General features: G+C 62.8%; 22 protein-coding genes. 13 read left to right on the top strand and 9 right to left on the bottom strand.

The features are described from left to right. Nucleotides 1-11: 11 nt before the first annotated feature. From ACLGGT_RS08355 to ACLGGT_RS08370, 4 genes are all read right to left on the bottom strand, one after another. Nucleotides 12-623, bottom strand: coding sequence for a hypothetical protein (locus tag ACLGGT_RS08355; protein WP_437195671.1), 612 nt, complete (start codon nucleotides 621-623; stop codon nucleotides 12-14). A gap of 27 nt (nucleotides 624-650) precedes the next feature. Next, a complete protein-coding gene (locus ACLGGT_RS08360) occupies nucleotides 651-1,949 on the bottom strand; it encodes an ABC transporter substrate-binding protein (RefSeq protein ID WP_008281374.1) in 1,299 nt (432 codons plus the stop codon). Nucleotides 1,950-2,043: 94 nt separating this feature from the next. Further along, nucleotides 2,044-3,414, bottom strand: coding sequence for a hypothetical protein (locus ACLGGT_RS08365; protein WP_437195674.1), 1,371 nt, complete (start codon nucleotides 3,412-3,414; stop codon nucleotides 2,044-2,046). Nucleotides 3,415-3,552: 138 nt separating this feature from the next. After that, a complete protein-coding gene (locus ACLGGT_RS08370; protein WP_437195675.1) occupies nucleotides 3,553-5,577 on the bottom strand; it encodes a hypothetical protein in 2,025 nt (674 codons plus the stop codon). 148 nt (nucleotides 5,578-5,725) lie between these two features. On the opposite strand from ACLGGT_RS08370, the gene ACLGGT_RS08375 reads away from it, so the two are divergent. Together ACLGGT_RS08375 and ACLGGT_RS08380 are read left to right on the top strand one after the other, a co-directional pair. Then, a complete protein-coding gene (locus ACLGGT_RS08375) occupies nucleotides 5,726-6,421 on the top strand; it encodes a thiamine diphosphokinase (RefSeq protein ID WP_437195676.1) in 696 nt (231 codons plus the stop codon). Further along, nucleotides 6,418-8,052 carry a hypothetical protein gene (locus tag ACLGGT_RS08380; protein WP_437195678.1) on the top strand — a complete coding sequence of 545 codons (1,635 nt, stop codon included), beginning with the start codon at nucleotides 6,418-6,420 and terminating at the stop codon, nucleotides 8,050-8,052. Before ACLGGT_RS08375 ends, ACLGGT_RS08380 begins: the two co-directional genes overlap by 4 nt. On the opposite strand, the gene ACLGGT_RS08385 is transcribed toward ACLGGT_RS08380, so the two are convergent. Continuing rightward, nucleotides 8,049-8,630, bottom strand: a complete 582-nt coding sequence (locus tag ACLGGT_RS08385; RefSeq protein WP_422003306.1) for a DUF1285 domain-containing protein — start codon at nucleotides 8,628-8,630, stop codon at nucleotides 8,049-8,051. The genes ACLGGT_RS08380 and ACLGGT_RS08385 overlap by 4 nt on opposite strands. A gap of 69 nt (nucleotides 8,631-8,699) precedes the next feature. Between ACLGGT_RS08385 and ACLGGT_RS08390 the strand changes: the two genes are divergently transcribed. From ACLGGT_RS08390 to ACLGGT_RS08405, 4 genes are read left to right on the top strand one after another with little or no spacing between them, the layout of a single operon-like run. Beyond that, nucleotides 8,700-9,707, top strand: a complete 1,008-nt coding sequence (locus ACLGGT_RS08390; RefSeq protein WP_437195680.1) for an AAA family ATPase — start codon at nucleotides 8,700-8,702, stop codon at nucleotides 9,705-9,707. A gap of 1 nt (nucleotide 9,708) precedes the next feature. Next, nucleotides 9,709-10,593, top strand: a complete 885-nt coding sequence (locus ACLGGT_RS08395; protein ID WP_008281381.1) for a DUF58 domain-containing protein — start codon at nucleotides 9,709-9,711, stop codon at nucleotides 10,591-10,593. Next, nucleotides 10,590-13,346, top strand: a complete 2,757-nt coding sequence (locus ACLGGT_RS08400) for a DUF4159 domain-containing protein (RefSeq protein ID WP_437195682.1) — start codon at nucleotides 10,590-10,592, stop codon at nucleotides 13,344-13,346. The genes ACLGGT_RS08395 and ACLGGT_RS08400 overlap by 4 nt, the downstream gene beginning before the upstream one ends. Then, nucleotides 13,343-15,391: a membrane protein gene (locus tag ACLGGT_RS08405; protein ID WP_008281383.1), complete on the top strand. Its 2,049-nt coding sequence runs from the start codon at nucleotides 13,343-13,345 to the stop codon at nucleotides 15,389-15,391. The genes ACLGGT_RS08400 and ACLGGT_RS08405 overlap by 4 nt, the downstream gene beginning before the upstream one ends. A gap of 9 nt (nucleotides 15,392-15,400) precedes the next feature. Here the strand turns inward: ACLGGT_RS08405 and ACLGGT_RS08410 are convergent, their stop codons facing one another. Both ACLGGT_RS08410 and ACLGGT_RS08415 read right to left on the bottom strand, forming a co-directional pair. After that, complete coding sequence (locus ACLGGT_RS08410) at nucleotides 15,401-15,754, bottom strand: hypothetical protein (RefSeq protein ID WP_437195685.1); 354 nt, start codon at nucleotides 15,752-15,754, stop codon at nucleotides 15,401-15,403. A gap of 35 nt (nucleotides 15,755-15,789) precedes the next feature. Then, nucleotides 15,790-16,509: a DUF599 domain-containing protein gene (locus ACLGGT_RS08415; protein WP_008281385.1), complete on the bottom strand. Its 720-nt coding sequence runs from the start codon at nucleotides 16,507-16,509 to the stop codon at nucleotides 15,790-15,792. 81 nt (nucleotides 16,510-16,590) lie between these two features. On the opposite strand from ACLGGT_RS08415, the gene ACLGGT_RS08420 reads away from it, so the two are divergent. The 6 genes from ACLGGT_RS08420 to ACLGGT_RS08445 all read left to right on the top strand — a co-directional run bounded on the left by ACLGGT_RS08420 (nucleotide 16,591) and on the right by ACLGGT_RS08445 (nucleotide 22,866). Next, a complete protein-coding gene (locus ACLGGT_RS08420; protein WP_008281386.1) occupies nucleotides 16,591-18,024 on the top strand; it encodes an FAD-linked oxidase C-terminal domain-containing protein in 1,434 nt (477 codons plus the stop codon). A gap of 59 nt (nucleotides 18,025-18,083) precedes the next feature. After that, a complete protein-coding gene (glcE, locus tag ACLGGT_RS08425; protein WP_437195687.1) occupies nucleotides 18,084-19,229 on the top strand; it encodes a glycolate oxidase subunit GlcE in 1,146 nt (381 codons plus the stop codon). A gap of 21 nt (nucleotides 19,230-19,250) precedes the next feature. Continuing rightward, nucleotides 19,251-20,573 (top strand): glycolate oxidase subunit GlcF, encoded by a 1,323-nt coding sequence (gene glcF / locus ACLGGT_RS08430; protein ID WP_008281388.1) that lies wholly within the window; start codon nucleotides 19,251-19,253, stop codon nucleotides 20,571-20,573. Between the two features lie 65 nt (nucleotides 20,574-20,638). After that, nucleotides 20,639-21,442 carry a trypsin-like serine peptidase gene (locus tag ACLGGT_RS08435; RefSeq protein ID WP_008281389.1) on the top strand — a complete coding sequence of 268 codons (804 nt, stop codon included), beginning with the start codon at nucleotides 20,639-20,641 and terminating at the stop codon, nucleotides 21,440-21,442. Next, nucleotides 21,439-22,260 carry a trypsin-like serine peptidase gene (locus tag ACLGGT_RS08440; RefSeq protein ID WP_437195689.1) on the top strand — a complete coding sequence of 274 codons (822 nt, stop codon included), beginning with the start codon at nucleotides 21,439-21,441 and terminating at the stop codon, nucleotides 22,258-22,260. The genes ACLGGT_RS08435 and ACLGGT_RS08440 overlap by 4 nt, the downstream gene beginning before the upstream one ends. 138 nt (nucleotides 22,261-22,398) lie before the next feature. Beyond that, complete coding sequence (locus ACLGGT_RS08445; protein WP_008281391.1) at nucleotides 22,399-22,866, top strand: Hsp20 family protein; 468 nt, start codon at nucleotides 22,399-22,401, stop codon at nucleotides 22,864-22,866. Nucleotides 22,867-22,918: 52 nt separating this feature from the next. On the opposite strand, the gene ACLGGT_RS08450 is transcribed toward ACLGGT_RS08445, so the two are convergent. Beyond that, nucleotides 22,919-24,160 (bottom strand): META domain-containing protein, encoded by a 1,242-nt coding sequence (locus tag ACLGGT_RS08450; protein ID WP_437195691.1) that lies wholly within the window; start codon nucleotides 24,158-24,160, stop codon nucleotides 22,919-22,921. A 73-nt stretch (nucleotides 24,161-24,233) separates the two neighbouring features. Continuing rightward, on the bottom strand, nucleotides 24,234-25,706 hold the full coding sequence (locus ACLGGT_RS08455) for an NAD-dependent succinate-semialdehyde dehydrogenase (RefSeq protein ID WP_008281393.1): 1,473 nt from the start codon (nucleotides 25,704-25,706) through the stop codon (nucleotides 24,234-24,236). A gap of 89 nt (nucleotides 25,707-25,795) precedes the next feature. Between ACLGGT_RS08455 and ACLGGT_RS08460 the strand changes: the two genes are divergently transcribed. Beyond that, nucleotides 25,796-26,584, top strand: coding sequence for an alpha/beta hydrolase (locus ACLGGT_RS08460; protein WP_437195693.1), 789 nt, complete (start codon nucleotides 25,796-25,798; stop codon nucleotides 26,582-26,584). The last annotated feature ends 40 nt before the right edge of the window (nucleotides 26,585-26,624 follow it).

Consider the following 26,624-nt stretch of genomic DNA (forward strand, 5'->3'; position numbering starts at 1 on the left):
GCGGTGCCACGTCATTGCGCGGCAAACTCCAACCCGCCCATCAGGATGCGGTCATCATCGGTCAGGGTCACGATCTGGCCATGCTTGCGCTCTAGCGCGCGGGCCACCACCTCGTTGCGCGGCTCCCATTGATAGGCGCGGTCCTCGGTGACGGGGGCCCAAGTCAGCCGACCGCCCCGACGCCACGGGTCCAGCACGATGCCCTTGCGAAAATCATCGCCTTTGGCGCTGACAATCGCGGTGCTGTGTTCCAACCGAAAGGCATTCTCGGCATTGGCCACCGCGCGGTGCAGATCAAGCGTCTGGAATTCCTCGAGCTTTAAGCGGTCCTCCATATCGCGCGCCCAATGCCAGCAAAGGCCGCGCGGTTTCAGCCCCATGTTGACCTTGGTGTTGTGCACAATGGGCGGATCGGTGATCTCGTATTCCAGCGCAAGGCGGTGGGTATGTTCATAGGCGATGCGCGCGGCGCGCGCGGCCTCTTCTGGGTCCACGTCTGGTCCAAGCCCACGGATCGCCGCCGCAAGCCGCGTCACCTCTTGCGCCTCGGGGGGCGGGGGCGGCGCGCCGCACCCCGCCAGAACCGACGCCGCCAGCCCTATCAGAACAAGCCTCCGCTTCACCCTATCGCCCCGCTTGCCAAACTCGCCTTAGAAGGGCTGAGCCGTGTAATCCACCTCATCGGGATAAAGCGTATCCTCGATAGAGGTGCGATGCACGCGCACCAGTTTTCCGCCCTCAACCCGGCTGATATTCTGATGGCCAAAGACCTGATGCGTCTTGCCGTTGAAAATCTTGTCGCCCTGCGGATGCGCAAGGCTCTCGGGCAGGGTTGTCATCGCCTCGACCGCCTCGATCAACGCGGCACGGTCCTGCGGCCCGGTATAGCCCGCCGCCTCCATCCCGGCCTTGATGACATGCAGCGTTTCCCAGCAGCCAAACATATGCGCATAGGTCGACACGTCCCGCGGGTCGCTGATCGACGACCCCCGCTCGTTGACCCCCACCGCGGCACGATAGGCAGTTTCATGCGCGCTTTCGTCCGGTTGCTGATCGCGGCACATGCCTTCCCAGAAATAGCTGTTTTCAAGGAATTCCAGACCGGGGCTGTCAATCGCCACCGCCTCTAGACTGTCGATAAAGCCGAAGAGTGCCGGACCCTGCCCACCAAAGAACTCGCCCAGCTCCTTGACGAAGGTCAGCACGGCAGGCCCGACCATGACGTGATAAAGCACTTCGGTGTCACGCGGGATCTTGGGGAAATACTTGGTGAATGAGGTTTCCGAGGGCGGGATTGCGATATGCGCCAGTACCTCGCCGCCCTGCGCCTCGATCGCTTGGGTAAAGAAATCGCGGTGATCGTGACCAAAGGCGAAGTCCGGGAAGACCATCGTAACCTTTTTGCCAAGGTTCGCCGCCACATAGGGCGCCATCGCCTGAACCTGGCTTTTGACATCTGTGATGCCCGGTTGCAGCGTGTAGCGGTTGAGCATCCCAGAGGCGACGTGATGCCCTTCGGAGACCACGAAATACGGCAGCTTCAATTCGCCCGCACGCGGCGCAGAGCCAATGACGACATGGCTGAACAGCGTGCCAAACCCGATGTCACAGCCATGCTGATTGGCGAATTTCTCGACCACTTCGGCCCCGCGCTTGGGGTCTGTGCCGTCATCCTCGGCGACAATCTCGACCATGCGGCCATTGATGCCGCCACCCTCGTTGATCAGCTTGACCGCCGCCTGCGTGGTGCGGTCATACCAGCGGCCATAGGCGGCACCGATGCCGGTGCGATGCACCTGAAAGCCGATTTTGATGGGGGCTGCGGTCTGCGCATGGCTGTAGCGCGCCCAGAGCGGCAGGCTTGCCGCCGCAACGCCACCGACAAGGGCCCCGCGCCGCGTGATGCCGGTTTTCGGCCCGGTTTGCTGGCCATGTTTCGGGGTGTTCATCGCGCATCCTCCAAAGATCAATCGCCCTTACAGGGCAAATGCCGCACCTGCATACCTTGCGCAAGCCCCTAGGGGTTGTCCAGCGGTTAACGTGTCACGCCCCCCGCGGCGTCGCCAATAGCCAGAGGCCAAAGACAGTATAGGCCACCATGAAAAGGGCGAGCGGCACCTGTCCCAGCACGGCGCGCCGCCGCCCTTCGCCTGCGCGCATTGCCAGCGCATGTGCCAGCAGAATGGCGATCACATGGCCTGCGACCACAGCGCCCGCCTGCGTCATCCAGATCAACTTGACCGGTCCGGGGGTGTTCAGGAATCCGGCGGAAATTGTAAGGTCTGAAAGGCCCAGCGCCCGTGCAATGGCGGCCAGAACATACTGTCCATCAAGCAGAAACGCGGTCAGGTAATGGGCAATGTGATAGGCCAGAGCGATCGGCAGCAGGGTGGGCGCATAGAGGCAAAAGAGCCCGCGCAAGGCGCGCGGTCGCCCCCCTGCCAGCCGCTCACCCAGCCAAAGGGCGGTGGCAAAGACCACAATAAGTGCGGTGTTGGCTAAAATTAACCCCAAGATGTTGGGGGAGATGACCGCAGAGCGGCCCGGAAATTCTAACGGGTTCAGGCCCAGAATGCCCAGCCAGAGGAATGTTTCATTGATCCCATCGAAACTGCCAGAGCCAAGCAGGATCAGACAGAAGCAAGCCAGCCCCAAGCTGGCGGTGCGGCCTTTTGCAATCTTCCAGCCGGGCAGCCCAATGGAAATGCAACCGTTTGAAAAACCTAGTAAACTCATCCGTCTATAGGCGCGCATCAACACTGTGAGTGCCTCGGCCCGCACCAGCCAGGCGGGGCCGAAAAGCATCAGCCCGGCCAGCATGGCATACCAGTAAAAGCCCACCACCACCGCCAGCCGCCCCGGATCGGCAGGGGCCGGATCGGCCAGAAGAAACCCGGAAAAGGCAAGGAAACCTAATACGCTAGGCCAGTGGCCCAAGGCGCGGGGATAGCGCAAGGGTGCGCGCATCCCGGTGAGGTGGCGCAGCAAGACACCCACCCCCACCCAAGGATTAAGCCAACGCCAGACATCCCCAACCATCCCCTGAACCGTGACCAGCACAATCCAGAACACCACCCAGATCGCCAGCGGCAAGGGATTGACGCCCGGATCACCCGGCCCGGTCAACCCCCGCCAGACCAGCCAACCCAGCAGGGCTGACACTGCAAGACTGGTGAAATAACGTGCAAAAACAGAGGGGCGCAGGCGGGCAATCCTGATGGGTCGGAACAACCGGTCGGCAAATTCCCCCGGCAGAATGGCCAAGAGCGCCACGGTCAGCGCCACGGTAAGGCCCCCGGCAGCGATGTAAACATCTGTAGGCAACAGCAGGACAAACCCCTGTTCGCCCGCATGCGCCCAGACGGCCCCCGCCGTTAGGCTAGCAAGTCCTCCGCTCAGCATGATCGCGCGCATATGCCTGCCCCGTTTTCCCGCCCAGCCGAGTCTGACCTGTCCCCAACCTGCGGGAAAGGGGGAAATCGCCCCAGACAAACGAAAACCCCCGCACCAGAGGCGCGGGGGCATACCGTTCACCACACAAACCTGTCGCGCTTACCCCGCGTGGCGGTGTCCTGTCGCGCGAAATTCTGTCACGTCCGTCACTGCAAACCGGCCACCGGCCAGCTTTTGCAGCTTGCCCTGACGCAACAGTTGCCCAAAGGAGCGCAAGCCATCCTCGCGCGAGAAGCGCTCTTGCTCGACTTCTTTGAGTTTCCCCATCAGCATCGGGCGCGAGAATTGCGGACGTCCTTCGACATCCGAGAGATAGGCCGCCGCCGCTTCGAGCAGGTCGGGCAAGCTGTTTGCGCCCACTTCTTCGGCGAAAGAGGTGAAGTTGCCCTCATTGGGGGATGTCGTGCTCTCCACTTCAAGATCGGCGGCAGAGATGCGGCGCGGGCGAATGGGCGCGCGCGGTGTGTCGATCCGCTGTTCCGCCACCAGCTTGAGCGGTGCGGGGCGGCTTTCTTCGGGGCGGGCAGACCGCTCTGTCGGGGAAGCGATCTGCGGACGGCGCGGGCGCACGACACTGGCCAAATCGCTGCGATAGGGGGTGTCATCGACATTCTCGCGCAGCGTTGATCCCGCGCTCTGCTCTGCGCGGGTGGCGGCCACGGCGGCGCGCAGATGCTGGATGGCGTTGCGCCGCTGGCTGGAGGCGGGTGCCTCAAGCTGGGTGTCGGTCTTGTCGAAGATGCGCGTAAGGTCGTTGGAGCCGGATGCGTCTTCAAAGCGCCGCATGCCCTGCTCTTGCGCAGGCGTCATCGCGCCCTCGTTCTGGTCGTCTTCGTCTTCGTCTTCGTCTTCGTCTTCGTCTTCGTCTTCGTCAGTGGCAAGCGGCGGGGTCTGCTCGGCCTCGGCGGCGATGTCCTCGATGTCCTCGATTGCGTCTATTTCGTCTGCCTCAGCGCCCTGCGTCGGGATGTCTGCCTCTGGTTCTGGGTCGGCTGTCGTGGCACTTTCGAGGGCCAATTCGGCCTCGACTTCGGCGAGTTCGCGCTGCAACTCGGCCTCTTCCTCTGGGCTGAGGATGCTGGTCTCGGCGTCAAAGAGATTGTCCTCGTCGTCGTCGAAATCGTCGTCGTCATCCTCTTCAAAGATACCTTTGGCGACGGCGGCCTCAAACTCGGTGCGTTTGACCTTGATCACGCGGGCGAGGGGGGGCGTTTCGGGCTTGGTCTCTGGGGTCTCGGTCGGTGTGGCATCCGCCATCAGCGCGGCCAGAGTATCCTCAAAGTCGTCGGCTTCGGCCACTTCGGCCTCTGTTTCCTCTTCGGTCAGTACCTCTTGCGGTTCGGGCGTGGGCACTGGCTCGGCGGATAGGACGGCGTCGAAATCCAGATCTTCGTCTTCGGCCTCTTCGACCGTGACGGTTTCGTTGCGATCATCCTCGGCCATGACGGCGCTTAGATCCTCGGCAACGGTATCGAGGAAATCCTGCGCGTGTTCATCTTCGGTGTATTCAGAGTCTGCGGTCTCTGCGTCTTGCGCCACGACCGAGCGGATACGGCTCAACTTGGCGGCGATGCTCTCGCTATCCGGGGCAGATGCCGTATGGATGATCTGCGGCTCTTGCTCTAGCCCCTCGGGCTGAATGGGGGCCTCTTGTGCTACGGGTTCTTGGGCGACAGCGGCGGGTGTGTCTGGCAGGCTTGCAAGCTCTTCTTCCGCCTCGTCGGTATCGACCATCTCCGGCGAAGCCTCGGCCATGGCCGGCGGCACAGGGGCGGTTTGGGGCATCTCGGGCGTGGTTTCGGGGTGTTCCGGTTCGGCGGCAACCTCTGGGGTGGGGGCCACCAAGGGCGCGCGCACCACCGCTTGCTCGCTCGCGGCGCGCAGAACGATTTTGCCTCGCTCTTCATGTGCCTCGACGCGCCGGGCGATTTCCCGCTCGGCGATTCGCGCCAGCATCTCGGCATCAGGGGTTGGCGGCTCTGCTCCGAAATACCGGTCATCCGCTGCCAGATCGCGAAAATACTCCGCAATCGCCTTCATCGTATCAAAGGAATCGTCAAAGCCTTCTAATGTGCACGAAAATGTGCCGTAGGAGACCGTAAGTATCTTGTTTGAACCAACCATAATATGCGCTCGCTTTGCTTGCCTGCAAAGACAGGGTTTACCATGACGCCATAGACCAAAGCGGCCCGATTCTTAGATTTTTACCGTATCATTTCGTGTTCAGAATGTGACATCAGGTACGTTAACGCAACGATAACAGGTAAAGTTGATGATTGTTCGCGAAACAGAACCTGTAATCCTGATCGGCGGGGCCTCTCTGCCCGAAGGTCAGGTTAACCATGTGCTCCGGCTTGCCCGGGTTGTGATTGCGGCGGATAGCGGGGCAGATAGTGCGCTGCAGCATGGCATCACACCGCAGGCTGTGATTGGTGATTTCGACAGTATTTCGCAATCGGCGCGTGCCGCGATCCCAGAAGCGGCGCAGTTTCCGGACCCCGATCAGGATACGACGGATTTCGAGAAATGCCTGAGGGCGATTGCGGCACCGCTTATCCTTGGACTGGGATTTTGTGGCGACCGGATGGATCACCAACTGGCGGCCTGCACCGCGCTGGCGCGCCATCCCTGGCAGCGCTGTATACTTTTGGGGGAGCGGGATCTGATGTTTCTTTGTCCGCCCTCGCTGAACCTGCCGCTGCCAGAGGGGGTGCGCGTCTCGCTTTTCCCGATGGGCGCGGTTGAGGGGGTGTCGCAGGGGCTGAAATGGCCGATTGGCGGGCTCAACCTTGCGCCGGACGGGCGTATCGCCACATCAAATGCGGCGCTTGGGCCGGTGCATCTTGCGGTGACCGCCCCCAAGCTGCTGGTCATCCTGCCGCTTGAAATGCTCGATATGACGGTGGAGGCGTTGCGTGCCACGCAGGCCTATTGGCCAAGCCCCGGCAAAGAGGGCGACCGCGCATGACCCTGACACAGCGCCTGATGACATGGGCCGATGCCGTCGTCTTTGATCTTGGGCGGCAGATGCGCTGGACGTTTCTGCCACCTTTGATGGTCTATTTCGCGGCTGGGTTTTCCGGGCTGACGATGATCGTCGGCACATTCTTTGTGAAAGAATACCTCGACCTTTCGGCGGCCTATCTGGCGGGTCTTGCATTCTGGGCGGGGTTGCCCTGGGCGCTCAAGATGCCGCTTGGGCATCTGGTGGATATCATCTGGCGGTGGAAATGGCTGTTGATCTATCTTGGTGCGGGGCTGATCGGGCTGTCGGTGCTGATCATGTATCTACTGCTGACCCGGACCGAGGCGATGGTGGCGATCATGCCGATGGGGGCGTGGTATGTGACCTCGTACCTTCTGGCCCCATGTGGGTTGGTCATTCAGGACGCGGTGGCTGATGCGATGTCGGTCGAGGCGGTGCCGCGATTTGATGCAGAGGGCCAAGCGATTGATCTGGACAGGTCGCGGGCGCTGCATACCACGATGCAGACGCTGGGGCGGTTTGCGCTGATTTCCGGCACACTGGCAGTGGCCGCGCTCAATATCTACATGTTCGCCGGAATCGAGGAGTTGGGGCCAGAGGCCAAACGCGCCACCTATGCGCTCATTTATCTATCAGCCCTGTCTATTCCGTTGGTGTCGGTGTCGGGTGTGCTGTTGGCGGCATGGCAGAAACATCGCCTGCGCCGTGGCCTGCGCCAAACCGGGCTGAGCGAGGCGGAGGCCGATACCCTCTTTGAGCGTCCCGGCGAAAAGACGCAGGCGAACCCGTGGTATTTCATTGGCGGGGCGGGATTTGTGGCGCTGTCGCTGACCATCGGCCTGAGCGACATCCCATTTGGGCAAGAGATCATCTTTGCGGGGTCCATGGCGATTGTGCTTTTGCTGATGCGGCAGCTTGTGGCGGTTCTGCCGGTGGCGCAGGCCCGCACATTGGTGGGCACGGCGATCATCATCTTCATGTTCCGCGCCACGCCGCGTCCGGGCGATGGCTATACGTGGTTCTCGATCGACCTTTTGGCGTTCGATCAACAGTTCCTGTCGGTGCTGTCCCTCATCACCTCTGTTTTGACGTTGGTGGGCATGGTGATCCTGCGCCCGCTAATGGCGCATCGCAGCATCGTCTATATCGTGGTGCTGCTCACGCTGGCGGGGGGCATTCTGTCCTTGCCCAACATCGGGCTTTATTATGGGGTGCAGGAGATCACGGCGGCCATGACAGGCGGCATCGTCGATGCCCGGTTCATCGCCATTCTAGATACGGCCATTGAATCGCCTCTGGGGCAGGTTGCCATGATCCCGATGCTGGCCTGGATCGCGCGCAATGCCCCGGATAATCTCAAGGCCACGTTCTTTGCCGTGATGGCATCCTTTACCAATCTGGCGCTGTCGGCGAGTTCGCTGCTGACCAAATATCTCAACGAGGTTTTCATCGTGACGCGCGAGGTGCGGGATGCGGCAACCGGGCAGATCACGACACCGGCGGATTACAGCGCCTTGGGGATGCTCTTGATCACCGTGACGCTGATCACGGTCGGCCTGCCGCTCTTGACGGTGTTCGTCATTCAGCGCTCACCGTTGCGCAGTAAGGATTAGGGCAATTCCGCCTCTGGGATGACCGGAAAGAACTCGCCGCCGGACCAAAGCCCGAACCAGCCGTCGTGTCGGTCGCCTATCTCGACAAGGCGGTAAAAGCTTTTGCGGTCGATCAGCGCCTCAAGATTGGCGCGCACCAGCACATAAGGTGACGGTTCGCCGGTTTCGGGGTCGCGCGTGACGCGGATGGGGGTATCGGGGCTGGCGGTCACGTGGTCGCCGACATTGGTTTCAAACCGCAGGGTTTGCGCGGCCCCCGTGCCTTCAGCTTCGAAATCCACTGCGACAAAGGGTGCGTCATCGACGGTGATTCCGACCTTTTCAACCGGAGTGACCAAAAAGTAATCATCGCCATCGCGGCGCAGGATGGTGGAGAAAAGCCGCACCAGTTCGGGCCGCCCGATGGGGGTCCCAAGGTAGAACCACGTGCCATCGCGCGCAATCCGCATGTCTAGATCGCCGCAAAACGGCGGATTCCACAAATGCACCGGCGGCAGCCCCTTGCCCTTGGCCCGCACCGCCCGCGCAGAGGCGGCGATGCCTTCGGCTGACGGGCTTGTGACGGAATCTTTGCTCATTGCTTTTGCCATTTCTGTCCCAAGCTATACACTCATACAGAATGATATAGGTCTGACGGGAGTTTTGCCATGACCGATGACACTGATCTCTTGGCCGGTCTGGAGGCGCTGGAGGGCAAATTGGCCCAAGCGCGGGCGTCGATCACCCGGCGGTTCATCGGGCAGGAGCAGGTTGTCGACCTGTCCCTGTCGGCGCTGCTGTGTGGTGGTCACGGTCTCTTGATCGGGCTGCCCGGTCTGGGCAAGACGCGACTGGTCGAGACATTGGGCACGGTCATGGGCCTGCACACCAACCGGGTGCAGTTCACGCCAGACCTGATGCCAGCCGACATTCTGGGTAGCGAGGTTCTGGAAACCGCCGAGGATGGCAAGCGCGCGTTCAAGTTCATCGAGGGGCCGGTGTTCTGTCAGCTTTTGATGGCTGATGAAATCAACCGCGCCAGCCCGCGGACCCAATCCGCCCTGTTGCAGGCGATGCAGGAACGCACCGTGACGGTGGCCGGTGTCAGCCGCCCGCTGGGCATGCCGTTTCATGTGCTGGCGACACAGAACCCGATTGAACAAGAAGGCACCTATCCTCTGCCCGAGGCGCAGTTGGACCGTTTTGTTGTTCAGATCGAAGTGCCCTATCCGGACCGTGATACCGAACGCGCGATCCTCTTGGCGACCACGGGCGCTACGGAAGAGGCGGCACATGGGGTCTTTACCCCGTCCGAATTGATTGCCGCGCAACAGATGCTGCGCCGGATGCCAGTGGGCGAAAAGGTGATGGAGGCGATTCTCGATCTGGTGCGTGCCTGCCGCCCCGAAGATGCCAGCGCCGCCGATGGGGTGCGCGCGAGCGTGGCTTGGGGGCCGGGGCCGCGCGCGGCGCAGGCGCTGATGCTGACCGTGCGGGCGCGGGCGATGTTGCAAGGGCGGCTTGCGCCCGATGCGAGCGACGTGGCCGCCATGGCGCAGCCGGTTCTGGGGCACCGGATGGCGCTGAATTTCGCGGCGCGCGCGCGGGGCGAGAGCCTGCCTGCGCTGATTGCCCGCACGGTCGAAGATGTGACTCGCGTGCAGGCCGCCGCCTGAGATGGCCGATCTCGCCCCCGCCCCCCTGCGCCCCCGCGCCGAGGCTGAAGCCGCCCGGTTTCCGCCGCTCTTGGCGCAGGCGGAATTTTTGGCGCGCACGGTGCTCTTGGGCGAGCATGGGCGGCGGCGCGCGGGTGCGGGCGATGATTTCTGGCAATACCGCCCGGTGCAGCCCGGTGATAGCCGCCGCATGATCGACTGGCGTCGTTCTGCGCGCTCTGATGTGCAATTCGTGCGGCAGCGGGAATGGCAAATCGCACAGAGCGTGATGCTCTGGGTCGATCCTGCCGCCTCCATGCGCTTTGCCAGCGACAAGAACCTACCCGACAAGGCTGATCGCGCGCGCCTGTTGGCGCTCGCGGTGGCGATCCTGCTGGTGCGCGGGGGGGAACGGGTGGGTCTTACGGGGAGCGCCTTGCCGCCCCGGCGCGGTGAGGTGCAGGTAGCGCGACTGGCTGAGGCGCTCTTGCAGGAGAGTGGGGCGGATTATGCCAGCCCTGATATGTCTGGCCTCATTCCGCATGGCCGGGCGCTGCTGATTTCTGATTTCATGGGTGATCTGGACCCGTTGCGCGAGGCGCTGACAGGGGCAGCGGATCGGGGGGTGCGCGGCCTGCTCTATCAGGTGCTGGACCCCGCAGAAGAGGCGTTTCCCTATACCGGGCGCACGATTTTTGAGAGCATGGGCGGCACCCTTGCCCATGAGACGTTGAAGGCAGGCGATCTGCGGGCGCGGTATCTGGAGCGTTTGGCCGAGCGTAAAGATGCGCTGGCCGCACTTTGCCATGCGACGGGCTGGCGCTATGGGTGTCACCACACCGGCGAAAGCGCGCAATCGGCGCTCTTGTGGCTGCATGGCGCGATGGCCGGGGGGGCGGGCGCATGATATTGGGCCCAATTGGCTTTGCGGTTCCTTGGCTCTTGTGGGCGCTGGTGGCTTTGCCGATCCTTTGGATCATCCTGCGCGCCGTGCCGCCCGCACCGATCCGGCGGCGCTTTCCCGGAGTGGCGTTGCTTTTGGGCCTCAAGGACGAGGACAGCGTCAGCGACCGCACGCCGTGGTGGCTCTTGCTGCTGAGGATGCTGGCGGTGGCGGCGGTGATCGTGGGGCTGGCGGGGCCAGTGCTCAATCCGCGCGACGAGGGCGAGGCGCGCGCGTCTGGCCCACTTTTGATCCTGATGGATGGCAGTTGGGCCAGTGCGCGGGACTGGGCAGCGCAAACGGCGGTAATCGACGCGATGCTGGCAGAGGCTGGGCGTGATGGGCGACCTGCGGCTTTGATGCAACTCAGCGATCCACAAGCGCCGGTGTTTCAGGCGGCGGACAGTCTGCGCGCGCGGGTGCCGGGGCTTATCCCCGCCCCTTGGGCTGTCACGTCAGAGGCGATGGCGCGGGCCGTCGATCTGTTGGGCGAGGCAGAGTTCGAGACGCGCTGGTTTTCGGACGGGTTGGACCGCGAGGGGCGCATGCCGGTGCTTGAGGCGCTTGAGGCGCGTGGCCCGGTCACCGTCCACGAAAGCCCACGCGCCGTGTTGGCGCTGACCCCGCCGACACTGGAAGACGGGCAGATCCAATTGCGCGCGTTGCGCGCCGTGCCGGGGCCGCTGCGCGAGATCGCGGTCAATGCCCACGGGCTTGATCCCGCCGGCGTGTCGCGCGTGCTGGCCACCCTGCCGATGACCTTTGACGAGGACGCCATCGAGGCGACAGGCGCGCTGGCGCTGCCGCCCGAACTTCGCGCCCGCGTCACGCGGTTCGAGATCGCCGGAGAAGCACAGGCGGGGGCGGTGACCCTGACCGATGATGGGCTGAAGCGGCGCGAAGTGGCGCTGATCGCGGGGCGCGAGGATCGCGAAGGGCTCGAACTCTTGTCGCCGCTGCATTACCTTGAACAGGCGTTAAGCCCTACCGCTGACCTCTTGGAAGGGGGGCTGATGGATGTGTTGCCCGCGAATCCTGATGTGATCGTGCTGGCGGATGTTGCGGTGCTGTCGGGCGCGGAACAGGCAGCCTTGCTGGACTGGGCGGACAAGGGCGGCCTGCTTTTGCGCTTTGCCGGGCCGCGCGTTGCGGCAAGCGATGTGTCGCGCAGCGACGAAGATCCGCTGATGCCGGTGCGCCTGCGCGCGGGTGGGCGCACAGTAGGCGGCGCGATGAGCTGGGGCGAGCCCAAGACGCTGGCCCCCTTCATTGAAGGCAGCCCGTTTCAGGGGCTGGCCATTCCGGGTGATGTGACAGTCAGCGCGCAGGTGATGGCGCAGCCTGATCCCACCTTGGCGGATCGGGTGATTGCGCAACTCAGTGATGGCACACCGCTTGTCACGCGCAAGCGAATCGGGGCGGGGCAGGTGGTGCTGTTCCATGTCACGGCCAATGCCGAATGGTCGAGCCTGCCGCTTTCGGGGCTGTTCGTGCAGATGCTGGAACGTCTGGCCGTTTCATCCGCGATGGCACCGCCCGATGCGGCGGAAATGGCCGGTACGACATGGCAGCCGCTGCAGGTTCTGGATGGGTTCGGTCGGCTCAATGAGGCGGACACGCGCCCCGGTGTGGCGGGCGAGCGGCTTTTGTCCGGCTCGCTTGGCCCCGATCTCTGGCCCGGTCTGTATGAGGGCCCGGAGCGCAGTGTGGCGCGCAACGTGATTGATGGCGAAACCCAACTTAGCCCGGTGGTATGGCCCGCGCGCGTCGCGGTCGAGGGGTTGGAGCGTGCGCCTGAGACGGCGCTTGGCGGTTGGTTGCTGGCGGCAGCCTTGATGCTGCTGACCGCTGATATTCTGGCATCCTTGGCGCTGTCCGGGCGGCTTTGGCCTGCGCGGGTCGCAGCGGTGCTTGCCCTCGCGCTTAGCCTTGGGGCGGTGCCCGAGGCGCGGGCGCAGGATGACGCGCGCGCGTTGCTGGCGACCGAGGAATTGGCCTTGGCCTATGTGATCACCGGCGATACGCGGCTCGATGATACGTCGCGCGCGGGTCTGCGCGGGTTGGGGCAAGTGCTCAATTTTCGCACCTCGGTAGAGCCGGCAGAACCGCTGGCCGTCGATCTGGAACGTGACGATCTCACGTTCTATCCGATCCTCTATTGGCCAATCAGCGCCGATCAGCCGACCCCCTCGGCAGAGGCCTATGTCAAGCTCAACGATTATTTGCGCAATGGCGGGCTTATCCTTTTTGACACGCGCGATGCCGATGTTGCCGGGTTTGGCGCGGCCACGCCCAACGGCGCGCGATTGCAACGGATTGCGGCCCCGCTGGATATTCCGCCGCTCGAACCCTTGCCCGAGGATCACGTTCTGACGCGGACCTTCTACCTGCTGACTGATTTTCCGGGGCGACATTCCGGTCGCGCGGTTTGGGTCGAGGCGGCCCCGCCCGATGCTGAACAGATCGAGGGCATGCCGTTTCGCAATCTCAACGACGGGGTGACGCCGGTGGTGATTGGGGGCAATGACTGGGCTGCGGCCTGGGCGGTGAACGAGCGGGGCGATCCGCTATTTCCGGTCGGTCGTGGCTATGCCGGTGAGAGGCAAAGGGAACTGGCCTATCGTTTTGGCGTCAATCTGGTGATGCATGTGCTGACCGGCAATTATAAATCCGATCAGGTGCATGTGCCCGCACTTCTGGACAGGTTGGGCCAATGACCGGCAGCGTGATATTTGACCCCCTTTTGCCGATCTGGCTGATCGCGGTTCTGGCGGCGCTGGTGGCGTCGGGCTTGGCTTTGGCGCTTTGGCGCGGGTTGGCGGGATGGCCGTTCCGGGCGCTGGCCGGGCTGGTGATCCTTGCCGCGCTGATGGGGCCAGCCTATCAGCAGGAGGAACGCACTGCCCTCAGTGACATTGTTCTGATTGTCGAGGATCAAAGCGCCAGCCAAGACTTGACGGATCGCGCCACGCGCACGGCCGAGGCCGCCGACACTCTGACAGCACGGTTGGAAGCGCGCGGCAATACCGAGGTGCGCCGCGTGCAGGTGCCGGATGCACCCGAGAATGGGGGCACGCAGGCCATGACGGCGCTGGCGCAGGCGATGGCCGAAGAGCCGCTGGGCCGTATCGCGGGCGTCATTCTTCTGTCGGATGGGCGTATCCATGATGTCGAGCGGGCACCAGACATTCCCGCCCCGCTGCATCTGTTGCACACAGGCCGCGAGGGGGATTGGGACCGGCGTTTGCGGATCGACAACGCCCCGGCCTTTGCCATTCTGGGCGAAGAGGTGCAAATGACCCTGACCGTAACCGATGAGGGCGCAGCCCCTACGGGCGTTATGTCTGTGCCGCTTGATATTTCGGTGGATGGGGCTGAGCCACGCCGCTTTGAGGTGCCCTTGGGCGAGGAAATTACCCTACCGCTGATGCTGCCGCATGGCGGGCGCAATGTCCTGCAATTCACCACCCCCGCCGCGCCGGGCGAATTGACGGATCGCAACAACACGGCGCTGGTGCAGATCAACGGTGTGCGCGACCGGCTGAGTGTTTTGCTGGTGTCGGGTCAGCCGCATCCCGGCACGCGGACATGGCGCAACCTGCTCAAATCCGACAGCGCGGTTGATCTGGTACATTTCACCATTCTGCGCCCGCCGGAAAAGCAAGACGGTGTGCCGGTGCGGGAATTGTCGCTGATCGCCTTTCCGACGCGCGAGCTGTTTCTGGAAAAGGTGGATGATTTCGACCTGATCATCTTTGACCGCTACCGGCGGCGGGGCATTCTGCCGAATGTTTATCTCGAGAATATCCGGCAATATGTCGAGAATGGCGGGGCGGTGCTGTTTGCCGCAGGTCCGGATTTTGCCGGGGCCGAGAGCATTTACCGTGGTCCGTTCGAGGCGATCATCCCCGCCCGCCCGACCGCGCGTGTGGTCGAGGATGGCTATCTGCCCAAGGTCACGGACTTGGGCGAGCGGCATCCGGTGACCGCGGGGCTTGACCGGGAATTTGCCGGGGATTGGGGCCGTTGGTTGCGACAGGTTGAGGTCACGCAAACGGCGGGTGATGTGGTCATGTCCGGGGCGGATGACCGGCCCTTGCTGTTGCTTGACCGTGTGGGCGAGGGGCGCGTGGCGCTCTTGGCCTCGGATCACGCCTGGCTCTGGGGGCGCGGGTTTGAGGGCGGTGGTCCGCAGCTCGAACTGTTGCGGCGTCTGGCGCATTGGATGATGAAAGAGCCTGAGTTAGAGGAAGAGGCGCTCTGGGCCGAGGCGACGGGCCAGCAGATGCGCGTCATCCGACGCTCGTTAACCGAGGATGTTGGCCCCGTGACGATCACCACACCGTCTGGCGAGGTGGTGGAACGCCCGTTGGAAGAGGTCTCACCGGGGCGGTTTGAGACATTGTTCGATGGGCCGGAAATTGGTCTCTATCGTTTGGAAAACGGAGATCAGAGCGCGGTCATCGGTCTGGGCCCAGCAGCGCCGGTTGAATTTGAGCGCACGATTGCCAGTGCCGAGGTGCTGCAACCCGAGATCGACGCGACCAATGGCGGAGTATGGGCGCTGGAAGACGGGGTGCCCGCGATCCGTGCCGTGCGCGAAGGGCGGCCCGCCGCCGGGCGCGGCTGGATCGGGATCACACCGCGCGGCGCCTATGAGACCCAGAGCCTGCGTCAGATGGCGATTATGCCGCCTTGGCTGGTGCTGCTCTTGGTGTCAGGCTTGATCCTTGGGGGATGGCTGCGCGAGGGGCGGCGATAGGGGCCGCGCTTAGCGCTGCAGTTCGACCCGGAAGGGCGCGGTACTCCAGCCATCGACCGAGCAATGCGCCCGCACGAACACCTCTTGTGTGCCCTCGGGCAGGGGCAGACCATTCAGCGAGCGCGTAAAGGGTTGTTCTTCGACATGTGGGTGATGCAGCAGGCGATAGCCCAGCCGATTGCCCGTCGCATCCAGAACCTCCCATCCATCAACATAGTGGTCCCAGCCGGTGTCAGGGTGCAGGACCGTGACCGCAATATTCCAGGCTGTCCCAACCTGTTTCAGTTGCACGCCAAGAATATCGGGGTGATCCGCTGCGGCGGAGCTGGCGACAAAGCCGAGGACGAGGCACAAACATCTCATGCTACAAGTCTAGCGCATTCCTGCGCAAAAAACACTCAAGTCTCTGTGTGTTGGTCTGGACCGTCCGGCAGAAGCAGCACCGCGCGCGACTGTGACGCGAATTCCCGGCGCAAGAGCATGAGGCAGGTGATGATCGTGGCCCCGATCAGCGCCGCCGGCCCCAAGAGCCATGCCGCCGCCGAGAGCGCAAAGTAGATCGCCCGCAGGCCCCGATTAAATCCCCGCGCGGCGGTGATGTTGATCTCGGCCGCTTTGCGGGCACGCGGCAAGGCGGCGGGATCGCTTGGGTCATTGGGCACGGCGGCCATGATCACAGCGCAATAGCCAAAAAGCCGATTGGACCAGACGAATTTGAGAAAGGCATTGGTGAGAAACACGAGGATCACAAGGATCTTCACCTCCCAGACAATCACCGGTACCGTGGACGGGGTCAGATCATCGGCAATGCCCATCACCCGTTCCAGATCGCCCAGCATGGCGAGCGCCCCGCCGATAGCGATGAGCGTGGCCGAGGCGAAAAACGCAGTACCCTGCCGAAGGCTGCCCAAGAGCTGCGCATCGAAGATGCGGGCGTCACGGGCAACCATTTGCACCATCCATTCGCGCCGATACTGCGCCATCAGTTTTGTCACCGAGGGCCGCGCCTGGGGTGGGTTTTCGATCAAGAGGCCAAGGCAGAGCCAGCTCAGCGCCAAGCCGCCCAAGGCAAGGGCGTCAAGCGTGCTGAAATGTGCCAGTTGATCCATCCAAATCATGCGCGCAAGCTATCGCTATGAGGTTTGACTTGCCAGATGCAAAAATTGGTTATATTTTATTACCAATCAGGAGGAGCTATCATGGAAATGCCCATCCCCCGGCCAGAGATTCTGGCGCGCAAGGCTGAATTGGTCGAACGTCTGCGCGAAGTTTTACCAGAAGATGCGGTGATTTCCGACCCCGCCGAGACGCGCGCCTATGAATGCGATGCGCTGACAGCTTATAAATGTGCGCCCTTGGTGGCAATCCTGCCGGGATCGACCAAAGAGGTCTCGGAGGCGCTGCGCATCTGTCACGACATGGGGGTGCCGGTGGTGCCGCGCGGCTCTGGCACGTCTCTTGCGGGTGGGGCTTTGCCCACGGCGGACAGTGTCATTCTGGGTGTGGCGCGGCTGAATGCGGTGCTTGAGACGGACTATGACAATCGTTTTATCCGGGTGCAGACAGGGCGTACCAATCTGAGCGTCACCGGCGCGGTTGAGGAACACGGGTTTTTCTATGCCCCCGATCCCTCAAGCCAATTGGCCTGCGCCATCGCGGGCAATATCGCGATGAATTCGGGCGGGGCGCATTGCCTGAAATATGGTGTCACGACCAACAACCTGATGGGTGTGACCATGGTGCTGATGGATGGCACCGTGCTGGAACTGGGCGGCGCACATCTGGAAGCCGAGGGGCTGGACCTCTTGGGGATCGTTTGCGGGTCTGAGGGGCAACTGGGCGTTGTGACCGAAGCGACGCTGCGCATCCTGCGCAAGCCAGAAGGCGCGCGCCCCGTGCTGATCGGGTTCGATTCCAATGAGGTCGCAGGGGCCTGTGTGAGTGACATCATCAAGGCTGGCGTGCTGCCGGTGGCCATTGAATTCATGGACCGCCCCTGCATCGAGGCGACCGAGGATTTCGCCAAGGCGGGCTATCCGATGTGCGAGGCGCTGCTGATCGTCGAGGTCGAGGGGTCGGATGCCGAGATTGACGAGCAACTGGGCCTGATCGAGGGGATTGCCCGGCGGCACAACCCGGTGGAATTCCGGCAGAGCCGGTCCCCCGAAGAAAGTGCCGCGATCTGGCTGGGCCGTAAATCGGCCTTTGGCGCGATGGGGCAGATCAACGATTACATGTGTCTGGATGGCACCATCCCGGTCAGCCAATTGCCGCATGTTCTAAAACGCATTGGTGAATTGTCGGAACAATTCGGGCTGGGTGTCGCCAATGTGTTTCACGCAGGCGACGGCAACATGCATCCGCTGATCCTGTTTGATGCCAATAAGCCGGGTGATCTGGAACTGTGCGAAGACCTTGGGGCCGAAATCCTCAAGCTTTGTGTTGAAGTGGGCGGGTGCCTGACCGGCGAGCATGGGGTGGGTATCGAAAAACGCGACCTCATGACCCATCAATATGCGCCAGAGGATTTGGAAGCGCAGATGGCCGTAAAAGATGTGTTTGATCCCAAATGGCTGCTGAACCCGGCCAAGGTCTTTCCGCTGGCGTCCTCTGACGCGCGGCGCGTGGCCTGAGCGATCCGACCGGGGGCCTTGCCCCCGGACCCATGAGTATTTTTCCAAGAAGAAGCAGCATGACACCCAAGACCGAAGCGGACCTGGCCGAGATCATCCGGGGTGCAGAAGGCCCATTGCGCATCGAGGGCGGTGGCACCCGACCGATTGGCGCGCTGTCCAATGGCGCAAGGCTGAGCACCGCCGGCCTGAGCGGGATCACGCTCTATGAACCCGGCGCGCTGACGCTGGTGGCGCAGGCGGGCACGCCGCTTGCTGACATCGAGGCCGCATTGGACGCCGAGGGACAGCGCCTGGCGTTTGAGCCGATGGATCACCGGGGATTGTTGGAAACCCAAGGAACACCCACAATCGGCGGTGTTGTCGCCGCCAATGTCAGCGGACCGCGCCGTATTCAGGCCGGGGCCTGCCGCGATTTCCTGCTTGGCGTGCGGTTTGTCGATGGGCGTGGGCAGATCGTCAAGAATGGGGGCCGCGTGATGAAAAACGTCACCGGCTATGATCTGGTTAAGCTGATGGCGGGCAGTTACGGCACGCTGGGTGTGCTGACCGAGGTGGCGCTCAAGGTCTTGCCGCGCCCGCGCAGCATGGGGATGCTGCGGATTGAGGGGCTGAGCGATGCCGTTGCTGTGACCGCGCTATGCCGGGCGCTGGCGTCACCCTATGAGGTGACAGGGGCCGTGCATCTGCAAGCCAGTCCAGAGGGGGGGCCCCTGACCATGATCCGGCTGGAAGGGTTCGAGAATTCGGTGGCCTATCGCGCTGAGGCGCTGACGCGGCTTTTGGCCGAGTTCGGCACGTGCAGCTTTGAGGCAGATCCCGAAAAGACCGCCGCGGCATGGGCACATATCCGCGATGTCGGCCCGTTTCAGGGGCGGGCGGGCGATGTCTGGCGGTTGTCGGTGAAGCCCACCGATGCGCCGGGGATCGTTGCGGATCTGAGCGGCGGCGAGGCGTTTTATGATTGGGGCGGCGGGTTGATCTGGCTGTTGGCTGCTCAAGGATCGGGGTTGAGTGCCGCGAAAATCCGCAGCGCGGTGGCCGCGCGCGGCGGCCATGCCACGCTGATCCGTGGCGACAGAAGCCAAGGCGCGTTTCACCCGTTGCCCGGCCCGGTGGCGGCCTTGCAGGCCGGGCTGCGGCAGAAATTCGATCCAAGACAGATTCTAAATCCGGGGCTGATGGCCACGGGTGCAGCCGCCTGAGTGGCGGGAAAGTAGAGATAGATGAAAACTGAATTCACCGCCGAACAGCTTGAAAATCCCAAGATTGCCCGCGCGAATGAGATTTTGCGCTCTTGCGTGCATTGCGGGTTTTGCACCGCCACGTGCCCGACCTATCAGGTTCTGGGCGATGAGTTGGACAGCCCGAGAGGGCGCATTTACCTTATCAAGGACATGCTGGAAAATGACCGCGTGCCGGATGCCAAGACGGTCAAGCATATTGATCGCTGCCTGTCCTGTCTGGCCTGCATGACCACCTGCCCCTCTGGCGTGCATTACATGCATCTGGTGGATCAGGCGCGCGAATATATCGAAGAGCGCTATAAGCGGCCCTTGGGGGATCGTGCGCTGCGCTGGATTTTGGCGCGTATCCTGCCCTATCCGATGCGATTTCGGGTGGCGCTGTTGGGGGCCAAGATCGGGCGGCCCTTTGCGCGGCTGATGCCTGATGCGCGGCTGCGCGCGATGCTGGAAATGGCCCCAAAGCAGGTGCCGCCCGTAAGCCGCAATGACGATCCGCAAACCTTTGCCGCGCAAGGCACGCGCAAAAAGCGGGTGGCGTTGATGACGGGCTGTGCGCAAAAGGCGCTCAACACCGATATCAACGATGCCACGATCCGGTTGCTCACGCGGCTGGGGTGCGAGGTGGTGGTGGCTGAGGGCGCCGGGTGTTGTGGGGCGCTGACGCATCATATGGGCAAAACCGACGAGAGCCACGCGACGGCAGCCAAGAACATCAAAGCTTGGGCGCGTGAGATGGATGGGGCTGGCCTTGACGCCATCGTCATCAACACCAGCGGTTGCGGCACCACGGTCAAGGATTACGGCCATATGTTCCGGCATGAGGCGCTGGCAGCAGACGCCGCGCGCGTGAGCGCGATTGCCATGGATGTGAGCGAAATCCTGATGAAGCTCGATCTGCCGCAAGGCGCGGATAAGGAGATGGTCATCGCCTATCACGCCGCCTGTTCGCTGCAACATGGCCAAAAGATCAAGACCTATCCCAAGGATCTGCTCAAGCGGGCCGGGTTCGCGGTTGTGGAACCGGCAGACAGTCATCTTTGCTGTGGGTCGGCGGGCACTTATAACCTGATGCAGCCCGAGATTTCCAAGCAACTCAAGGCGCGCAAGGTGCGCACGCTGGAGGCCAAGAACCCGGACGTAATCGCCGCAGGCAACATCGGTTGCATGATGCAAATCGGTTCAGGGACGGGTATTCCGGTGGTCCACACGGTCGAGTTGCTGGATTGGGCCACGGGGGGACCAAAGCCGCCCGCCATGAGCCGCGCGGCCCAAGGCATGACCGGGGTTCCGATCCTGCGCTGATCCGGTCATAATCTGGCCCAAAACCCGTGCTATTCGGCAAGGGAATTGAGCGGGACAAAGACCTTATGCTGCGTATCATCACCTTTCTTTTGTCGGTCTGTGCAGCGGGTGCGGCGCTATCGCAGGATAGCCGCCTGCAACGTCTGGATGTCGGCGACGAGGCCCGGGACTGGGAGGCCGTGGGGCGGCTGGAATTGGCCGGGCGCGGATTTTGCACCGGGGCACTGGTGGCACCCGATCTGGTGCTGACGGCGGCGCATTGCCTGTTTGACAAGGAAACTGGTGCGCGGATTGATCCCGCACGGATCGAATTCATGGCCGGGTGGCGCAATGGGCGCGCGGCGGCCTATCGCTCTGTTCGGCGCGCGGTGACGCATCCCGATTATGCACCGGCTGCTGATGTGACTGCAGAGCGCGTGCGCAATGACGTGGCGCTGCTCGAATTGCATCACCCGATCAACAACACGCGCGTCACCCCGTTCGAGACGGATGAGCGCCCGCGCAAGGGGCAGAAAATTGGCGTGGTCAGCTATGCCCGCGACCGATCAGAGGCCCCATCCCTGCAAAACATCTGCGAAGTTCTGGCGCGTCAGGATGGTGTTCTTGTGATGTCATGCGATGTCGATTTCGGATCGAGCGGCGCGCCGATCTTTAGCTTTGAGGGCGGTGTGCCGCGCATTGTTTCGGTTGTCTCAGCCATGGCCGAGGTAGAGGGGCGCAAGGTGTCGCTTGGCACGCAGTTGACCGATCCGCTTCGGGTGCTGCAAGACGCCCTTGATGGTGGCGCTGGCGTGTTTCAGGAAGCCGCGCCCAAGATGTTCACCTCGGGTATTCGCCGCGATACTGGCGCGAAATTCGCCAAGCCATGACAGGCTGGCGCACTGGCCTTGCGGCGCTGGTTGCCCTGATGCTGTGCCCGTCGGGTGCGATGGCGCAGACGAGTGGCCTTATTCGGTTGACGGACCGCGATGACCTGTTCGGCTGGGAGGCGGTGGGGCGTGTCGATCTTGGGCGGGATGGTTATTGCACGGGCGTTCTGATCGCCCCTGACCAAGTGCTGACGGCAGCGCATTGTGTCCATGATCGCGCCCAGCGTGCTATCGGCGCTGACGTCATTCAGTTTCGCGCCGGTCTGCGCGATGGTGTTGTGATCGCGGAGTCTGGCGTGGCCCGCTATGTGGTTGCCCCGGGATATGATCCGGCGGCGGGTATGCAGGCCGAGAACGTCCGGCGCGATGTCGCACTCTTGCAGTTATCCGCGCCCATTCCCGCAGCCCTAGCCGCGCCCTTTCACCTTGCGGGCACCCTCGCGCCCGGTCAGCGCGTGAGCATTGTCTCTTATGGCCGCGACCGCGACAAGGCCCCGTCATGGCAGCGTGAATGCGGTCTTTTGTGGCGGTCCCAGGGGGTGATGGGGTTTGACTGCGCGGTGATCAACGGTTCATCCGGTGCGCCGGTTTTTGCGCGGGATGGTGGGCGGGCGCGTATCCTGTCGTTGGTCAGCGGTGGCAATTGGGACGGGGGCGAAAGCCGCGCCTATGGTATGGACCTGCCCGAGATTGTGGCGCAGTTGAAACAGGATCTGCGTGCGGCGGCCTCGCGCCCCATCGCGGCGAATCCGGGGTTTCGGCGTGTGACGGTAGGCGGGGATGCGGCGGCGTCCGGGGCGAAATTCGCGCGGCCCTGAGGGCCGTAGCGGGGTCTTGACAGCCGCCGTAGCACTTCCCAAATCAAGAGCGTTCCGGTGCCGCAGGATGGGCCGGACAGATTGCCTGTCCCCAAAGGGGAAGGCGCCAACTTGGTATCGCTCAATGGAGGATGACCCATGCGTAATTTTGATCTAGCCCCGCTCTATCGCGCCACTGTCGGTTTCGACCAGATTGCCGACCTATTGGATCGTGTGATGTCCAGTGACGTGGCCCAGCCGACCTATCCGCCCTATAACATCGAAAAGACCGCTGATGATGCCTATCGCATCTCGATTGCCGTCGCGGGTTTTGCCGCTGATGATCTGGGTGTTGAGGTCAAGGAAGGCTCACTTGTCGTCTCGGCGCGCAAGAGCGATGAAGAAGAGGGCCGCACCTATCTGCATCGTGGTATTGCGACGCGGGCGTTTGAACGCCGGTTCCAACTCGCGGATCATGTGCGGGTGATCGGCGCCACCCACGCCGATGGGATGCTGCATATCGACCTGCGCCGCGAGGTTCCTGAGGCGCTCAAACCGCGCCGGATTGCGATTGCCAGCGGTGACGTCGTGACCAAGGATGTGGTCGATGTCGACAAAGTGAACTGAACCTGAAGCTATGCCTGCGCCCGGTCAGAGCAGTCTGGCCGGGCGTTGCTGCTCAGGGCCGCCGCGCCTCGATCAGCACGCCATCCGTTGCACCGCCGATCAGGCGCAGCGCGCCATCCTCGGCGATATCGAACCGCGTCACCTGTTCCAGCGCATCGAGCATGCGGCGTTCTTGCTCCATCAGAGGTTCGGGGCAGGCCATCATCGTGCTCCCCATGGCACCAAACTGTAGCCCCTCGCCCGTCAATGTATAGCCGCCCACCAGACGGTTACAGCCAGAGCTGCCCGCGACGCGCCCAGGTGTGATGAAGTTGAGGGTCAGGCGTTCCGGCTCGATCAGCGGGGTCTCACCCAGCACCGTCACCTGCCAAGAGGGCCCTGTCAGAAGGTCCTCGGGCGCGCCCCCACATCCGCTAAACTCTCGCTCGCCAAGGGTTAACTGTGCCGCATCGGGGTGGGGCATGCCGGTGGCATCGTCGCGGCAGATGCCTTCGCGGATGGTCAGCTGCGCCGCAATCTCGGGCATGTCAAACACGTAAGCGCCGGGCAAAACCTGCACATCCGGGCGCGGCAGGCTATGGGTGATCTCGCCGTAATCGGCGGTAATCTCTGCGTTTTCTGCGGTTAGCACAACAGACCACCCCGGTTCATTTCCGCCGGCACGATAGCTTTGTTGTTGTGGCGGCGGCACCTCTTGGCATTCGGGCAGGTCGCGCCCTTCCAGCCGGAGCATGGCCATATCGCCCTTGTTCCAGAACTCTGTTTCTGGCTCTTTGATACCTTCGAACCGGGCACCTGAGGCAGAGATGACCTGTTTCATCGGGATATCGCGCCCTTCGGCGCGCAGCACCGTTTCTTCGCCCAGGATTCCGAAAGAGACCGTGGTATCGCCACAGATGAAATCAACCGCAAAGGCGAGCGCCGTCACCGGCTCTAATATCAGCTCACCGAGATCAACCGGCTCCGTTCCATCAGCAAAGGGCAGATCCCTCAAAAGCCAGCGGGGTTGGTTGTTAACCCGGATCACCGCACTCAGCCGCCCGGACAGGTTGGCAGGCACCGTCATCTCAAAGGGCAGCGGCACCTGTTTGCCATCCGCGTCCAGCGTCACCTCGCCCAGCATGGCCCCAAACCGCCCCTCGGCCACAACCACGGCGCGGGCATCGGGGGGCAGGGCTATCCGTTGCAGATAGCCGACTGCGCCGGAGACAAGCCGGGCTTCGTCGTTCTGCGCCTGCACCGTGGAGGCGCAGACCACAGCCATCAGGCCGGCCAAAAGGAAAGAGCGGGGCATTGCCGGCCTCCTTTGCTTCAAGACTTGGTCACATCCTAGCGAGGGACCTGACTTTGGTCGAGTGCCGCTTTGGTCAGATGCTCATGCAAATGTATTTCATTTCGAGGAAGTCCTCGATCCCATGATGGCTGCCTTCTCGGCCAAGCCCGGATTGCTTGACCCCCCCAAAGGGCGCAACCTCGGTCGAGATGATGCCGGTGTTGACTCCGACGATCCCGTATTCCAGCGCCTCGGCCACTTTGTAGACGCGGCTGAGATCCTTAGCGTAGAAATAAGAGGCGAGACCAAAGATCGTGTCATTGGCCATGGCGATGACGTCATCCACGCTCTCGAACTTGAAGAGGGGGGCCAGCGGGCCGAATGTCTCGTCGGTGGCAAAGGCCATATCCTGTGTGCAGCCGGTGACGATGGTCGGGGGCAGGAAAAAGCCCGCGCCTTGCACCGGCTCGCCGCCTCCCAAAATGACCGAGGCGCCTTTTGCCTTGGCGTCGGCCACATGCTCTTGCACCTTGACGATCGCATCGGCGTTGATAAGCGGGCCTAGGGCCACACCGTCGTCCATCCCGTCGCCCATCTTGAGCTTTTCCACCGCAGCCTTGAGCTTGGCGGCAAAGGCGTCATAGACCCCGGCCTGCACATAGATGCGGTTGGCACAGACGCAGGTCTGACCGTTGTTGCGGAATTTGCACAGGATCGCGCCCTCGACCGCCGCATCAAGATCGGCATCGTCGAACACGATGAAGGGCGCGTTGCCACCCAATTCCATCGAGCATTTCATCACCTGATCAGCGGCTTGGCGCAACAGGATGCGCCCCACTTCGGTCGAGCCTGTAAAGGTGATCTTGCGCACGGCCGGGTTCTCGCAGAATTCCTTGCCAATTTCAGAGGCGCGTGAGGAGGTGACGATGTTGAACACGCCCGCCGGAAGGCCCGCGCGCTCGGCCAAAAGGCCCATCGCGGTGGCCGAAAGCGGGGTTTCCGCCGCCGGACGCCCGACAAAAGAACACCCCGCCGCAAGTGCCGGAGCAGCCTTGCGGGTGATCATCGCATTGGGAAAATTCCACGGTGTGATCGAAGCGACGACGCCGATGGGCTGCTTGATGACGGTGATGCGCTTGTCGCGCTGATGGCCGGGAATGGTCTCGCCATAGATGCGCTTGGCCTCTTCGCCAAAGAATTCAATGAAGGAGGCCCCATAGCCCACTTCGCCTTTGGCTTCGGTCAGGGGTTTGCCCTGTTCGGCGGTCAGGATCACGCCCAGATCATGCTGGTTTTCCATCATCAGATCAAAGAAACGGCGCAGGACGGCGGCGCGTTCTTTGCCGGTCCATTTCGCCCATTCCTTTTGCGCGGTCTCGGCGGCGGCAATGGCACGGGCCACCTGCGCACGGCTAAGATCGGCCACATGCGCGATGACGTCCCCGCGCGCGGGGTTCGTGACCTCGAAGGTGCCATTATCGCCATCCACCCACTCGCCATTGATATAGGCCCGCTCGCACAGCAGGCTGGGGTCCTTGAGCATGGATTTCAGGTCGGTCTTGGTCATTGCGTTTCCCTCTTGGCATGGCTTTTATCTCGCCATGACAGACCAGCTTGGGCTAGGAATGTCTAGGGCCAGATAGGGAGGAATACGCCGTGGAACTGGACGATGCCTATGCAAATGTGCCCTATATTCCGGGTGGGGCACAATATCCGGCACGCTGGACCGTGGCCGCCGAGGCGTTTCGTGCCAAGTTGAGCGCGGAGCGGCGCGCAGAGCTTGGACTGGCCTATGGCGAAGGTGCGCGGCAGGCATTTGACCTGTTTCACCCCAAAGGGGCGGCACGGGGGCTATGCGTCTTTGTGCATGGCGGCTATTGGCTGCGGTTTGATCGGTCGCTCTGGTCGCATCTGGCGGCAGGGCCGCTCGCACGCGGTTGGGCGGTGGCCATGCCCTCTTATGATCTCTGCCCCGAGGTGCGGATTGCGGACATCACCCGACAGATTGCCCGCGCGCTCTGCGTTCTGGCCGCACGCCATGAGGGGCCGCTGGCGCTGGTTGGGCATTCTGCGGGCGGGCATTTGGTGGCGCGGATGGCGGTGCCGGGGGTCTTGCCCGGTGATGTGGCTGCGCGGCTCAGCCATGTCATGCCCATTTCGCCGGTCTCGGATCTGCGCCCCTTGCTGGAAACCTCGATGAATGAACACTTCCGGCTGGACCGGGCGGCGGCAGAGGCCGAGAGCCCGGCGCTTATGCGGCCCTTGTCTGTGCCAGTCACGGTCTGGGTTGGCTCTGATGAGCGGCCCGTGTTTCTGGATCAGGCGCGATGGCTGGCAGAGGCGTGGAATGCGAGCCATGAGATTGCTGCCGGGCGTCACCATTTCGACGTGATCGAGGCCTTGACCGATGCGAATAGCCGCATGGTGTCACAACTCCTCGGGTGATGCAAAACGTGATGCGGCCCATCACAAAGCCTGAATTGAC

The organism is Roseovarius sp. MS2, assembly GCF_051447875.1.
Lineage (GTDB): Bacteria > Pseudomonadota > Alphaproteobacteria > Rhodobacterales > Rhodobacteraceae > Roseovarius > Roseovarius mucosus_A.